Consider the following 13,901-nt stretch of genomic DNA (forward strand, 5'->3'; position numbering starts at 1 on the left):
CACCGCTCATCGGCCCGGGCAGTTAGGTAGACCAATTGGCCCGATTTTTTCGTTAACCCCGCGAACTACTTATCAAACAAATGCGCTCAAAACGCCTTTTTCTCGCCCTGCTGCCGCTGCTGCTCACCCTCACGGCCCGCGCCCAGCGCCCCACCGACATCTGGTATTTCGGCCAGCAGGCCGGCCTCACCTTTGCCGATGGCAACACGCCCAAACCGCTGAACGACGGCAAGATGAGCACCTACGAGGGCTGCGCCGTGGCCACCACCGCCAAGGGCGAACTGCTCTTCTACACCAATGGCGAAACCGTGTGGAACCGCAAGCACCAGCCCATGCCCAACGGCCACAAGCTGATGGGCAGCGGCAGCAGCACCCAGTCGGCCCTCATCGTGCCCGACCCCGGCTCGGGCAACATCTTCTACATCTTCACGGTAGCGCCGCAGGGCACGCCCAACGGCCTGCGCTACTCGATAGTGGACATGACCCGTGCCGACGGCTTCGGCGACCTGCCCCGGGTGAATCTGCTGCTAATCCAGCCGGTAGCCGAAAAGCTGGCCGCCGTGCGCCACGCCAACGGCCGCGATACCTGGGTAGTGGCCCACCGCTGGAATTCCAACGCCTTCGTGAGCTACCTCGTCACGGCCGATGGCGTATCGGCCAAGCCGCTGATGAGCAACGTGGGCAGCATGAACGCCGGCCCCGGCCGCAACGCCATCGGCGCGCTCAAGTTTTCGCCCGATGGCAAGCATCTGGCCGCCGCACTGTGGAAGGAAACCAACAAATTCGAGATTTACGATTTCGACCGCAATACGGGCAAGGTCAGCAACCCGCGCGGTTTTGGGCCTTATGCCGAGGCGTATGGGGTTGAGTTTTCGCCCGATGGCAAGTTCTTATATGGCACCTGCAACGGCCTGGGCGGCGGCGAAACCCAGATTTGGCAGTTTGATTTGGCGAAGAAAGCCAGCCCGCCGGTGCTGGTGGGCAAGTCGGCCAACCGCAAAATCGGCGCGCTCCAGCTCGGGCCGGATGGCCGCATCTACGTGGCCCGCGAGGACAACCCCAACCTCGGCGTTATCGAGCAGCCCAACGTGGCCGGCAAGGACTGCAAGTACGTGGACGAAGGCCTGAAACTCGGCGGCCGCCGCAGCAAGCTGGGTTTGCCGGCGTTTGTAGTGGTGCCGAATTAGAGATTTTGTCATTGCGAGGAGGCACGACGAAGCAATCCGTCCTGTACAATATGATAAGCCCTAATAATGTGAAAAGCCCCGGCACTGTGCAGTGCCGGGGCTTTCTGGTATAAGAAAGAGTCTGGTTTTGACAGGACGGATTGCGTCGTCGTGCCTCCTCGCAATGACAGGCGGCCTACTCCGAACCGCCAATCTTGAAGCGCAGTAAGCCGAAGGCCACCGAGCTATACGGCGAGTCTTCGCTGAGCAGGCCCACCACGTCGCGGGTGCTGATGCCGGCTTCCCAGAGGGGCGACACGAAGGTGAGACCCAGTGGCAGGCTCTTGCCATAGCCCGCGCCGGTGGTGAAGCCGCTGCTCAGTTTCAGCCAGTTTAGGGGCTTGTAATCGACGCCGAGGCCCATGAAGGTGGTGGTGAGGTTGCCGGCCACTTTGTTGAGGGGCGCAGTTACGTCGAGGCCGGCTTCGAAGAACTTGTTGATGCGGATGCCGCCACCCAGGCGCAGCTTGGCGGGCAGGGCGGCCGTGCGCTCTTTGGCCGTGGTGTAGGTGAACAGGTTTTGCTTGTCGGTATCGAACTGCGAGCTGATTTCCTTGAGCACGTTGTAGGTCTGCACGCCGGTAGAGGCGGTTTGCTGGAGCTTCTGGTCGGAGGCTTCGAGCACGTTGCCGGTCCAGGTCATCGAGCCCATATCAGTCACCGAAGCGCCGAAGCGGAAGATTTTGCCGATTTCAGCCGATACGCCGGCGTCGAAGCCGTTGCCGTGGCCCACGGGTTTCAGGCCCGAGCCCGACTCGTAGTTGAAGTTAGAAGCATTGGTGGCCAGCGCGCCGTAGTTCACATCGAACACTGGCGAAAGCGACGTGTAGGCCGTCAAACTCCCGCCGCTCACCCGGATATCGGCGATGCCGATGCCCTGAATGTAGCGGTAGCCCGCGCCTAATGACAGTTTCAGACCGTCATTATGGTACACCTGAATGCCGTAGGCCACATTAAACTCGTTGGTCACGGCCGCCTGGATGCTGGTGCCATCCAGCACGGTGGAGATGAGGGGCGCGTTGGCGGCCGTGGGCGTGGGCGTGCCGCTGGTGTTGGGCGTGGGGTAATACTTTTTCACCACATCGGCGTTCTGGCCGTTGATGATGATATCGGCGGCGTTGCGGTTGAGGGCGAGGTGGCCGCCCACGCGCTGCCGGCTGCTGAAGGCCAAGCCGCCCAGGCCGTTGGGCAGCGTCACGGCAAAGCCGAAGAGGTTGGTGTCGACGTTAAAGTTCAGCACGTTGTCGCCGCTGAGCTGGGTGACCAGCGTGGCTTTTTCGGCGGCCCCGATGCTCTGCTTGCCGTCGTAGAGGATGTGCTTGAAGGTGGTTTTGCTCAGCGACTGCGAGCCGATGCCCGCCCCCACTTCGCCGATGGTGAAGGCCACGCGGAAGTTGGTGTTGCGGCCTAGGTTGGCGGGGTTGATGCCGATGGCCTGGTAGTCGGTGGCGAAGGTGTTGATGACGCCGCCCCGGCCCGTGGCCGAGAAGTTGCTGAGCTCGTTTTGGGCGAAGGCGGTGGCGGGCAGGGCCAGCCCGGCGGCCAGCGATAAGAGGCGGTAAGGGACTTTCATGCAGAAATGCGCTAAGGGGTGGTTAGTTTGCAGCGGGATATGCCCCCGCCAAAAACCATCCGCAAGCTAACGCCAACCGCCCAAACATTGCCTCCCAAACGCCTTTCTGCCGCCGAGTACGCCGCTGGCATCCGGGCCGGCTCCCGCACGGTGCTGGGCCGGGCCATCACCCTCGTCGAAAGCACGCTGCCCAGCGACCACGCCCTGGCGCAGGAGGTGTTGCAGGCCGTGCTGCCGGATACCGGACGCAGCCTGCGGGTGGGCATCACGGGCGTGCCGGGCGTGGGCAAAAGCACGTTTATCGAGGCATTGGGGCGGTATCTGGTCGAAACCAAAGGCCTGAAACTGGCCGTGCTGGCCGTGGACCCCAGCAGCCAGCGCGGCGGCGGCAGCATTCTGGGCGACAAGACGCGGATGCCCTGGCTCTCGGCCCAGCCGGCGGCGTTCATCCGTCCCTCCCCCGCCGGCAGCAGCCTGGGCGGGGTGGCGCGGGCCACGCGCGAGGCCTTGCTACTATGCGAAGCGGCGGGCCACGACGTGATTATCGTGGAGACGGTGGGCGTGGGGCAGTCGGAAACGACGGTGCATGGGCTGGTCGATTTCTTCCTGCTGCTGATGCTGGCCGGGGCCGGCGACGAATTGCAGGGCGTGAAGCGCGGCATTATGGAAATGGCCGATGCGCTGTGCATCACCAAGGCCGACCACGGCAACGAGCAGGCCGCCCGCCGCGCCCGCCTCGATTACCAGAGTGCGCTGCACCTGTTTCCGACGCCGCCCTCGGGACAGGTGGTGCCGGTGCTGCTCACCTCGGCGGTGGATGGCACGGGCATCGGGGCGGTGTGGGAGGTCATCGAAAACTATGCCGCCGCTACCCGGGCCAGTGGCTATTTCGGGCAGCGGCGACAGCAGCAGCAGTTGCAATGGCTGCACCAAAGCATTGTGCAGGCGCTGGAATCGCGGTTTTATAATGACCCGAAGGTGCGGGCGCGGCTGCCAGCGGTGCAGGCGGCGGTGGCCGCCGGCGGGCTCACGCCCTTCGCGGCGGCCGAGGAGTTGCTGGGGCTGTAGCTGTTGCCGGCCGGCTTAGAGGGCAGCCAGGCCGTTTTCGACGCGGTGCGTGGTGGTTTCGCGCACGGCGATGGTGGCCGCGCCGGGGGCTTTGTTGTCGACCTGGATGGTGTAGCGGTAGCGGTCGGGGCCGACGCGGAGGGTGAGGGCGTAGCGGCCGCTGGGCAGGGTGTTGAACTTGAGCAGGGTGCCGTAGGCGGGCAGGCGGTGGGTTTCGTTGAGGATGAGGGTGGCGGTGCTGAGGTTTTCGACCTGCATAGCGATGGGCCGCGTGGAGGAATTGTAGATGCGGACGCGCAGGCTGGCGGCATCGGGCTGGGTGACCTGCACGGGCTGGGGCTGCTGGGCCTGGGCGGCGAAGCTGGTCACGGTGGCCAGGACGAAAATGGCGGGGCGGAGGTGGGCGGAGAGGTTCATAATCAACAAGCGAAAAAAGGTGGGTGATGGAAGTGGTTTGTCCCTGGCGAGTGTCCGGTTTTGAGCGGTTGTGGGCCGGGGGTAATTGGGTAGATTCCATCGCCGTGCCATATTTTTAAATGATTATCAACCAGCATTATATCTACAACAATCACTGATTAAGGGTGTAAAAACCTGTTCACAGCCGGGCAAGTGTCCACTTCTGAACGGCAGTTGTTGAATCGCCACATGATGTCGTTTTACTAAGCCAATTTATCAGCATCAGTCGGGGCTCTTTTTAGCCTATCTGACAGGAGGCTAACTTTGATTCTCCGTAGCTTTCGAGCCTTTCCTACTGCTTTTCTACCGCTCAATGAAGTGTTTCCTGCTGCTGCTTTTTCTAATTTCATTCAGCAGCATACGAGCCCGCCAGCTAGAACCCGTGGTTCGGCTACAAGTGCGGGTGATGCCCGACGCGCACGCCTTCACCTGCCGCTACACCCTGACCGTACCGGCCGGCGACACCGCCACCACCTTGGCCCTCAATCTGGACCGCCGCTTTCGCATTGCACGCGTGCAGGCCCCGCGGGCCCAACAGCAGCGCGTGGCGCGGGTGTATTACCCCTTCTTCGGCGATACGCTGCAATGCGTGCAGGTGCGCTACGCGGCCCGTAGCCACCAGGCCCGGCGCATCACGCTCACGTATTCCGGGGTGCTTACCGAGAAGTTTTTCACGGCGCAGGTGCTGGAGTTTAGCGGGCACAGCGGCTGGCTGCCGTTTCGGCCCTTACGCGAATATGAGCCGGTGCGCTACACGCTGGATGTGCGCACCCCGCCCGGCTATCAGGTGCTGAGCACCACGGCCCCACGCCGACAGCGCCCGGGGCACTGGGCATTTCGGGGGCGCACCAGCGCCATTGAGATTACGGCGCTGGTGGGGCAGCACTTTGCGCGGGCGCAGGCGGCGGCGCGGCCGTTGGTGGGCGTGGTCAAGGCGGGCCCGGCACTAGGACGGCCCGATTCGGTGCTGCTGCACCAGGCGGCGGGCATTATCGGCTTCTACAACCGCACCATTGGGCAGCAGGATTCAATCAGGGCGTTCCGGGTGTTGCTGCCGGGTACCAACCGCGATGCCTTTGGGTTGCTGGCCAATGCCACGGTTATTACCTATTCAGAATTTAACACGGCCGACCGGGGCGATTTACTGATTCTAGCCCATGAAATCAGCCACAAGTGGTGGGGCTACGGCTCGGTGCACGACGAAAACGACTGGCTGAACGAGGCCTTTGCTACGTATTCGAGCCTTCTCTATCTGCAGGCCAGCGGCGACACCGCCGGCTACCGCCTGGAGCTGGCCAAGCGCGCCAAAACCGCCGTTGGCACCCCGCCCCTGCTGGGGTTCGACCGCACCAAATACGACTACCCGATGTACCGCCGCGTCATCTACGACAAGGGCACGGTGCTGCTGGCGGCTCTGCACGCCCGCCTCGGCACTGGGCCATTCGTGGCCGTGCTGGCGGCCACAGCGGCCCGACAGGTCAGCACAACAGCCGCATTTCTAGACGTGGTGGCCCAAACCGTCGGGTCGGATACGCGGGCATGGCTGCTGGCGAAGCTGCAACGGTAGCCTCTTATCCCCGCCGGGGGCGCAGGGCCAGGTAATCCAAGTAATACAGCACTTTTATCGACACCGAGTTATTGTGCGGGGTGTTGATGGTGTTGCTCAGGTTATCGAAGTAGAGCGGGGTGGCGGCATTGGCCTCGAAGAAGGAGGCACCGGCGTTTTTCCAGACGATGCTGACCTGGGAGCCGGGCGCGAACCACCAGGAATAAACGGCGTCGATGTTGAAGGCGTTGAAGGTATTGTCGCGGTTGCGGGTGTAGGCGGGTTCGGGGGTTTCGAGGCCGTCGGGGTGCAGGCGGGAGAAGTCGCGGTAGTGCACGTTGCTCACGTAGTGCCGCAGGCGGATGTTGAACGACATGCGGTTGGTGAAGGTGTAGGTGCCCGTGGCGGTGTTGGTGAAGGTGGTGACGTGGCGGCGGCCGAGGAGCACGTCGCCATCGGAGCCGCCGAAGCGGGTGAGGAAGTCGTTGTCGTAGGGCAGGCTGCTGTCGAGGCCGCCGGCGTAGCCAATCTGGTTGCGGGCAATGGCGTAGCCGATGGAATAGACGAAGCTGAGCTGGTTGCTGACGCGGTAGCGCGGCCCGAGCGTGAGGGAGTAGCTGCTGCGGCCGGTGCGGTCGCCGTCGGCGGCAAAATGCCGGGTGCTGTAGTTGATATCCCAGGCGAATTTCTTGCGGTAGTCGGAGGAGAAAAAGCCGTTCAGGCCGAAGGTAGCGGGCTTGCGCACGTAGTATTTGCCGAGCGGCGCGCGACGCGGGTCGAAGTAGTCGCGGGTGAGCGGATTGGCATCGAGGTTGATGCCGGTGGTGAGGAAGTTTTTGGTGAAGGTGGTGTTGCCGCCCAGGTACAGGCCCATGTCCTGGTAGAGGTTGGGCTGCTCTAAGCGCGAATACGAGGCACTGGCGTAGGTACTGAGCTTATTGACCTTCCAAAAGGGCTTGTAGATGTTGTAGTTGGCGTAGAGCGACTGCGAGATGTTGTTGTTGGCGAAGAGCAGGCCGAGGTCGTTGGGGTTGTAGCTGTGCGACTCGATGCCGTGGTCGAGGCCCCAGGTGAAATTGCCCGAGATTTTGTTGAAGGCCAGGTAGTATTTGTAGCCGTTCTGGTCGTCGATTTCGTCGGTGGTGCCGAAGGCATTGCCGCGGCGGCGGGAGTACATCACGCGGCCGTCGAGGGCGTAGGTATTGGCCTTGGTGGCGAAGCGGAAGAGGCCGCCGGTCACGTTGGCGTCGTAGGTGCTGCCGGCCCGGGTCACGTTGGTGTTGATGAGGCTCACATAGGAGTTGTTTTTGAGGCTCTGGTCGAGCACTACGATGTTGTAGTTGCTAAGCGGCTGGGTGAGGATGTCGCGCCGCTGGCCGGTGGTGCTGTCCTGCACGGTGGCGTACACGTCGTTGCTCACGGCGTTGAAGATGCCCACGCCGAGGCCCTTGCTGGTGCGGCCCGAGACTTTGGTGGCGTTCAGCAGGCGCGTGATGCCGGGGTTCTGCACGATGAACTCGCCGCCTTGGCGCTTGCCATCCCGGCCGGTGGTGCCGGTGCGCAGCTGCCCGCCCACGTTGCCGAAGCCCAGCGGCTGCGCCCCCACCCGCCGCGAATAGAACAGGCCGCCCTTGTTGAACAGCTCGGTGCCTTCGGTGAAAAAGCCCCGGTTTTCGTTGTACTGTACCTCGAAAGGCGAGAGGTTGAGCACCTGGTTGTCGCTTTGCACCTGGCCGAAATCGGGCACCAGCGTGGCATCCAGCGTGAAGCTTTCGTTGATGCCCCACTTCACGTCGGCCCCGCCGTTGAAGGTGGTGGTGGTGTTTTGCTTGCCCTGTTCGTTGTAGGGGTAGTGGTTCACGTAGGCCGAGACGTAGGGCGTGAGGGAGAGGCGCAGCGGCGGCTTGAGGTCGCGCAGGCCGGTGAGCTCGCCCCACTGGTTCACGAAGCCGTCCACCTGCGGCTTCACCTCATTCCAGAAAAACTTCTGGCGGGAGCTGCGCCGCTGCCGGCCAAAATTCAGCCCCCACACCTGCTCCGTGGCCTTGCTGAAACGGATGGCAGAGTAGGGAATGCGGATTTCGGCTATCCAGTCGTTGCCGCGCAGGGCGGTGCGCGAGTCCCACACGGCGTTCCAGGAGCCGTCCTCGCCGTTGGTGGGCGACTGCCGGGCATCGAGCTGCACCCCGCCCGAGCTCACGATGAATTCGTAGCCGTTGAGATGGTCTTTGTAGGTATCGAAAAATACCCCAAACCAGTCCGAATTACCGATATTATCCCGGTTGCTCAGCTCCCGCAGAATGGAATCCTGCGACACATCGTGCATAATGGCGCCCACGTAAATCGCGGCATCGTCGTAGAGCACGCGTACTTCGGTGGGGTGGGTTTCGATGGGGCCGGGTGTGGGCTCCAGCTCGTAGAAATTGGTGGCGATGGGGGCCGACTGCCACACGGCCTCATCCAGCAGGCCATCGAGCTTGGGCGGGGTACTGATGCGCGTGGCCTGGAGCTGGCGCTTTGGCGCGGGCCGGGCAGCATCGGTAGCAGCGGGTGCAGCCGCCGGCGCTTGCTGGGCCCGGGCCACCCCGATAAAAAGACTAAACCAACAAAGCAGTAAAAAACAACGCATAATATTCGTCCGAAACAGAATAGCTTTCGGAGGGGCCAAGAGATGCTGGATGAGGTGGAAGAGTTGCTTGCAGCGAGGCAATTTTTCAGGTGAGTTGAAAATAATCGGGCACAAAAAAGCCGGTTTCCCGCTAGAAAACCGGCTTTTTTGTGCTCGCTTCGCCCCTATTCCTGGGTCGAAATCGTCATGTTAAATTTCTTATCCTCAGCGTGGCCAGTGAGCTTGCGGTACTTGGCCGCCAGCTCGTCCGACTGCTTTTTGCCGTTCACCGTCAGCCCCGAGTTGTTGAGCTGGAACTGCAGGTTTTTCTCGGTGACGCCGAGGATTCCGTCCTTGCGCAGCTCATTCCGCAGCTCCTCCGTGTCGACGCGGGGCGGGGCCGGGGGCGCGGGCGGGGCCGGCATATCCATCATCGGCGGGGCCGGCGGCGCGGCCAACGGGGCCAGGGGGGCACGCGGCGGCCGGGGCGGGCGCGGCCCGGGGCCCATGTTGAAGCTGGAGTCATTGCGGCCGTTGCGGCGGATGACCATCACGTCGTTGCCACTTAGCGAGCGGCCGTTGGCTTCGGCGTATAGCTTCAGGTACTTGTCGCGCACTTTGGCCGACTGGTCCTTGCCGTTCACCGCCATGCTGGTGGGCGAAAGGCGCAGCTGGAAATTATCCTTGTCCTTGATGAGGCCATCTTTCTGCAACTGGTCGATGAGGCCTTCGTTGAGCTTGCGGTCACGTTCGGCGCGGTCGCGGTCACGGTCGGCGCGGGCCCGGTCGCGGTCGGCCTGGGCACGGTCCCGGTCGGCCTGGCGGCGGTCATGTTCGGCCTGGGTGCGGTCATAATCGGCGCGGTCACGGTCCCGTTCGGCCATTGCCCGGTCCCGGTCGGTTTGGTTGCGGTTCTGCTCCATGTCACTCAGCTCCTCCTGCGACTCCCGGATGCGCTCCTTGATTTCCTGCCGGCGCTCCTGCATTTCCTGCCGGTTCTCCTGCATGAGCTGGTTGTGCTCCAGCATCAGCTTTTGATGCACGCGCATTTCGGGGTCCTGGTCGCCGTTCATGCGCAGCTGCCGGCCCGAGGAGGCGTTGCTCTCGGCCTGCTTTATTTGAACGCGCACTTTCTCCAACTCTTTGTTGATTTCCTTGCGCTGGGTGGCGCTCAGGCCCTTGGTGGCAGCGGCGGTGCGCAGGCCGCGCTCGGCTCCGCGCAGAGCGTCGATGGCGGCGCGGCTGGTTTCGGGGTCCTGACCGTCTTTAAGGGTTTTGAATCGGTACACCCGGTTTATCGACCCATCGGGAACCACGCGAAACGCCCTATCCATCGGCCCGCTCATGTCCGGGAAATTGAACTGGAAATTCCGGTTGAAGTTGCGGTTGAATTCCTTCTCCGCCTCTACTTTTCGCTTCATGTTGCGCTCCATGTGCCGCTCCATGTCGCCGCCATCGGTGCGGAACGCAAAGGCCCGCATATCAGCAGAGGGAGCCATCTGGATGATTTCAACCTGCTGTCCTTTATCGCCCTTGCTCTTTTTGGGCTTGCCAATGGCCGACTCCACGCGCTGGCCGTTCACCACGAGGTCCGTAAGGCGGCCCTTTTTGTCCTTGGTCACCACCACCGTGCCGGGATTGCCGGCGAAGGGCATCGGCCCCATTTCCTGACCATTAATGATGACGCGGCGCTGCTGGCGCGGGGGGCGGCCGTCGTCGTTCTGCGAGGCCTCGTCGGCTCGGTCAGCTTCATCCTTGATAACCGTGATTTCGCGGCGCACCTCGGTGGGCTGGCCGGGCGAAGTTGCGGTTGTCGTGTTGGTTGTGGTCGTGGTGGTGGCGTGCTTGTTGGTATCGGCCACGCCGGCGGCTTTGGCGGGCGGTATGGGGCCGGTTTGCCAGTAGAAGGCGGTGGGTTTGGCGGTGTGGCTGTTATCGGCCAGCGGGCCGGCCAGGGCCACGCTGCCGCCCAGCAGGCCCAGCCCGCCCAGCACCAGCGCGCCGGCCATCAGGCCTTCGGCCATGGTGGGAGCGGCGGGGCGGCGCTGCACCAGGCGGCGCACCCGCATCAGCAGGGCCCCGGGCCGGTTCATAGCGGCCAGGGCGAGGCGTGGGGCGGTGGGTACCACGGCGCTCTGGCTCCACTCGGCCAGGGCAGTGAGGGCGCGGGCCAGCCTGAGCGGGTCGCCACCCACGAGGGCCGTGGCGGTGTCGTCGCAGCAGTTTTCGCGCTCGGTGCGCACGCAGTTGGCCATAAACCACACGGCTGGGTGGTAGAAAAACAGCACTTCGGCCACGGTTTGCAGCAAGTTCACGAGGTAGTCGCGGCGCAATACATGGGCCAGCTCATGTGCCAGAATGGCCTCCAAGCAAGCCGGCGACAAGCCCGCCACCGTGCCCAGCGGCAGCAGAATCACGGGCCGCAAGTGGCCCACTACCAGCGGCACCTGCACCAGCGCCGACTCCAGCAGCGCCACTGGCCGCTTCACGCCGCTGCGGACGGCCAGCGCGGCCAGCCGCTCCTGCCACACGGCACTCAGGGGGCGCACCCGGTAGTTCCGCAGCCGCTGCACATACAGCAGGCCGCCCAGCATGCGCAGGCTCATGGCCAGCAGGCCCAGCAGCCACGCCACTACCAGCAGCGGCAGGTTCTTATCGAAATACCGCAGGCCCGTAGCCAACCAACTGGGCGTGGCCGGCTGAACAACCGGACTTCCGGCAGTAGCCGCTGCCTGACGCGAATACGTGGTATTTGCAGCAACTGTCACCGTTTTGTCCGTTCCTTTTGGAGCTACTGAAGCGCCCGCCGCTGGAGTTTCAACCTGCTTCAATGGCGCTACTTGTTGGGTTTTCACCGTGCCGGGGCTCAGCAAAATGCCCTGCGCCGGGCTCGAATTAAAATACAGCCCGAACGTGATGCCGGCCAGCGCCACCACCACACCCAGCGCCCCGGCCGAGGCCGCGTAGCGCACTTCGGCCCGCTGGCGGCGCAGCAGCAGCAGCGCCCCGGCCAGCACGGCCGCTACCAACGCACCCTGCCACAGCGAATGCAGCAAGGTCCAGCCCAGAGCCCGCGTGAGGGCGGGCGAAACGAATTGCTCAAGCGTGGTCATCGTCGTCGGAATTAGGGGTGGAATTCTGGATTTCAATGTCATTCAGTAGGCGGCGGATTTGCGCCAATTCGTCGGCCGAGGTCTGGCGGCTGCCCAGGGCCTGCATCACCAGCTTCAGGGCCGAGCCGCCGAAAGTGGCGTCCACGAACTTGTCGAGGAGCAGGCCCTGGGTTTCCTGCTCTCGCACCGCAGCGCGGTACACGTGGCTGCGGTCGGCATCGTCGCGCCGCACCAGCGCCTTTTCCAGCATCAGCTGCAGAATTTTGAGCGTGGTGGTGTAGCCCACCTCCGCCTGACGGCGCTGGCTCAGGTGGTCGTTGATGGCCCGCACGGTAGCGGGGCCGTGCTGCCAGAGCACGTGCAGGATTTCCAGCTCGGAATCCGTAGGTTTGGGGGGCGGTGCTTTGCTCATGTCGAAAGATACGAGGTTACTACGAATTATTTCGTAGGATGAGACAAAGATTATACGAACACCTTCGTAGTTGCAAGAAATGTCTACGAAAAATTTCGTACAACTGCACTAGATGGGACTAATCCACTGTATGACAGTGAATTAATTTTTATCCAAAGTCTGATTTTGACCGGTATCGTTCAATGGGATACGCAAAGGGTTGCGTCTCTACATCGTTCGAACATTCCTATTGCTTCTCCCGTCGCTTCACCAGCGTGACGCGGGCACGCTGGCAGATACCGCCCAGTGGCGGGTTGAACTTGCTGACGCTGATTTTCACCTTGCGCACGCCGGGCAGCTCGGCCGTGATGCGGTCGAGCACGCGGTGGGCCACATGCTCCAGCAGGCGGGCGGGGGCACGCATTTCCTCGGCCACGAGGCGGTATAGCACTTCGTAGTTCACCGTCTGCTGCAGCTTATCCGACTCGCCAGCGGCCAGCAAATCGGTTTTGATGTAGAGGTCGACGCCGTATTTGTTGCCGATTTTCTGCTCTTCATCATAGTAGCCGTGGAAGGCGAAAAACTCCAGCCCTTCGAGTGCGATTTGGCCCATGTGGTGAGGTGTGAGGTGATGAATTAGAGAGAAACGAGAGCCCAGGCCGCTTATGCCAGTGCCGCCGCAAAGGTCGGCGCATAAAAAAAGAAAGCCTATCCGAGGACAGGCTTTCTTCAAATGACATTTACAAAATCCGAGCAATCCGACTAATCCGTGGTCTAGATTTCATCGAAAAACGACTTTTCCGCTACCGAAGCTTCTGCAGGGGCTGTTGTGGCAGCGGCCGCCATGCCCGGCTGGCCGGGATGAATGGCCGGTTCGGGCTGCGCGATTTCGGGGTGGTTGGGCGTCACGGGCTGAATGTCGGGCGAGGGCGGCTGGATATAGGGCGGGTTGGGCTCGGGTACCTGCGAGGGCGCAGGCGGGTCGATGTGCGGGGCGGGCGAGATGCCGGGGTTTTCGGCCGGAGCGGCAGGGCGCTCAATGTCGGGGTGCGGCGATTGGGCGGGCGCGCCGGGGTCAGGCTGCTGGCCGGGCTTGGGGTTGTAGCCGGTGGTTTGGGCGGTGCGCTCCAGGGTTTCTTCGGCACGGCCCAACGAGGTGGGCGCGAAGGCAGCAGGCGTGGCGGCGGTAACAGCCGCAGCCGATGAAACAGCGGAAGAAGAAGTGACTTGCATGGCGGAAGGGGTTTCGGGCGTGGGTTCGGCGGCGGCTTCCTTGGGCCGCTCTACCTGTACGCGGGCCGCCCGCGAAAGGATGGCCGCCGTGCCGCCCTTGGGCCGGTTGCGGGCTTTTTCCACTTTATCCAGCGCATCGGATGCCAGGTGATGCAGGTCGCGCACGAGGCCGTCGAGCTGCTGTTCCAGGCGCTGGCACTCCTGACCCAGGCCGCCCACTTCACGCTGCATGTCGGCTACGGTTTTTTCGGCTTGCTGGTAGGCGCCATCCACCACTTCGCGGGCGCGCTGGCGGGCTTCGCTCAGGATGCTTTCGGCCTGGAACTGAGCTTCGCGGATGCGCAGGTCGGCATCGCGCTGGGCCTGCTCGGTGATGTTGTTACCGGTGTCCTCGGCCGTTTTGAGGGTGCGGTAGAGGCTGCTTTCCACTTCGCGCATCTTCTGCACGTCGTGCTGGGCATGTTCAAGTTTGAGGCGCAGCTCGCGGTTTTCGTCGCCCAGCCGCTCCCACTGCTGCGAAATAGTGGTCAGGAAGGCCTGCACCTCGTCTTTATCAACCCCTCGAAAGGATTTTTCAAACGTTTTCTGGCGGATATCGAGAGCGGTGAGTTTCATTTTTTCAGTTGTCAGTTATTCGTGGCAGGCAGTCCAAATCAGAGGCAGGAATCAGGCATCTTTATCCCTGAA

At 62.8% G+C, this 13,901-nt stretch carries 10 protein-coding genes; 3 read left to right on the forward strand and 7 right to left on the reverse strand.

Features of this window, described 5'->3' with window-relative positions:
* Positions 1–80: 80 nt before the first annotated feature.
* Positions 81–1,187: a WD40 repeat domain-containing protein gene (locus tag ACYU70_RS12115; RefSeq protein WP_342299062.1), complete on the forward strand. Its 1,107-nt coding sequence runs from the start codon at positions 81–83 to the stop codon at positions 1,185–1,187.
* Positions 1,188–1,362: 175 nt separating this feature from the next.
* Here ACYU70_RS12115 and ACYU70_RS12120 read toward each other — a convergent pair whose 3' ends face one another.
* Complete coding sequence (locus tag ACYU70_RS12120; RefSeq protein WP_342299065.1) at positions 1,363–2,799, reverse strand: DUF5723 family protein; 1,437 nt, start codon at positions 2,797–2,799, stop codon at positions 1,363–1,365.
* An 87-nt stretch (positions 2,800–2,886) separates the two neighbouring features.
* Between ACYU70_RS12120 and meaB the strand changes: the two genes are divergently transcribed.
* Positions 2,887–3,867 (forward strand): methylmalonyl Co-A mutase-associated GTPase MeaB, encoded by a 981-nt coding sequence (gene meaB / locus ACYU70_RS12125; RefSeq protein WP_342299067.1) that lies wholly within the window; start codon positions 2,887–2,889, stop codon positions 3,865–3,867.
* Between the two features lie 15 nt (positions 3,868–3,882).
* On the opposite strand, the gene ACYU70_RS12130 is transcribed toward meaB, so the two are convergent.
* Positions 3,883–4,284 (reverse strand): hypothetical protein, encoded by a 402-nt coding sequence (locus ACYU70_RS12130; protein WP_342299069.1) that lies wholly within the window; start codon positions 4,282–4,284, stop codon positions 3,883–3,885.
* A gap of 421 nt (positions 4,285–4,705) precedes the next feature.
* Here ACYU70_RS12130 and ACYU70_RS12135 point away from each other — a divergent pair, with 421 nt between their 5' ends.
* Positions 4,706–5,890 (forward strand): gluzincin family metallopeptidase, encoded by a 1,185-nt coding sequence (locus tag ACYU70_RS12135; protein ID WP_342299071.1) that lies wholly within the window; start codon positions 4,706–4,708, stop codon positions 5,888–5,890.
* A gap of 4 nt (positions 5,891–5,894) precedes the next feature.
* On the opposite strand, the gene ACYU70_RS12140 is transcribed toward ACYU70_RS12135, so the two are convergent.
* The 5 genes from ACYU70_RS12140 to ACYU70_RS12160 form a co-directional block, all read right to left on the reverse strand.
* A complete protein-coding gene (locus ACYU70_RS12140; protein WP_460615995.1) occupies positions 5,895–8,453 on the reverse strand; it encodes a DUF5916 domain-containing protein in 2,559 nt (852 codons plus the stop codon).
* Between the two features lie 209 nt (positions 8,454–8,662).
* Positions 8,663–11,590 (reverse strand): M56 family metallopeptidase, encoded by a 2,928-nt coding sequence (locus ACYU70_RS12145; protein ID WP_342299075.1) that lies wholly within the window; start codon positions 11,588–11,590, stop codon positions 8,663–8,665.
* Entirely contained in the window at positions 11,577–12,002 is a 426-nt protein-coding gene (locus ACYU70_RS12150; RefSeq protein ID WP_241937221.1) for a BlaI/MecI/CopY family transcriptional regulator, read from the reverse strand. Before ACYU70_RS12150 ends, ACYU70_RS12145 begins: the two co-directional genes overlap by 14 nt.
* 226 nt (positions 12,003–12,228) lie before the next feature.
* A complete protein-coding gene (gene folB / locus ACYU70_RS12155; RefSeq protein ID WP_342299077.1) occupies positions 12,229–12,594 on the reverse strand; it encodes a dihydroneopterin aldolase in 366 nt (121 codons plus the stop codon).
* A 161-nt stretch (positions 12,595–12,755) separates the two neighbouring features.
* Positions 12,756–13,829 carry a DivIVA domain-containing protein gene (locus tag ACYU70_RS12160; protein ID WP_342299079.1) on the reverse strand — a complete coding sequence of 358 codons (1,074 nt, stop codon included), beginning with the start codon at positions 13,827–13,829 and terminating at the stop codon, positions 12,756–12,758.
* Between the last annotated feature and the right edge of the window lie 72 nt (positions 13,830–13,901).

This window comes from Hymenobacter segetis, from assembly GCF_054776495.1.

Excerpts from the sequence above, each read along its gene's own strand:
- ACYU70_RS12115 (WP_342299062.1), top strand. The coding sequence starts at position 81 with ATGCGCTCAAAACGCCTTTTTCTCGCCCTGCTGCCGCTGCTGCTCACC.
- folB (WP_342299077.1), bottom strand. The coding sequence starts at position 12,594 with ATGGGCCAAATCGCACTCGAAGGGCTGGAGTTTTTCGCCTTCCACGGC.
- ACYU70_RS12145 (WP_342299075.1), bottom strand. The coding sequence starts at position 11,590 with ATGACCACGCTTGAGCAATTCGTTTCGCCCGCCCTCACGCGGGCTCTG.
- ACYU70_RS12120 (WP_342299065.1), bottom strand. The coding sequence starts at position 2,799 with ATGAAAGTCCCTTACCGCCTCTTATCGCTGGCCGCCGGGCTGGCCCTG.
- ACYU70_RS12160 (WP_342299079.1), bottom strand. The coding sequence starts at position 13,829 with ATGAAACTCACCGCTCTCGATATCCGCCAGAAAACGTTTGAAAAATCC.
- ACYU70_RS12130 (WP_342299069.1), bottom strand. The coding sequence starts at position 4,284 with ATGAACCTCTCCGCCCACCTCCGCCCCGCCATTTTCGTCCTGGCCACC.
- ACYU70_RS12150 (WP_241937221.1), bottom strand. The coding sequence starts at position 12,002 with ATGAGCAAAGCACCGCCCCCCAAACCTACGGATTCCGAGCTGGAAATC.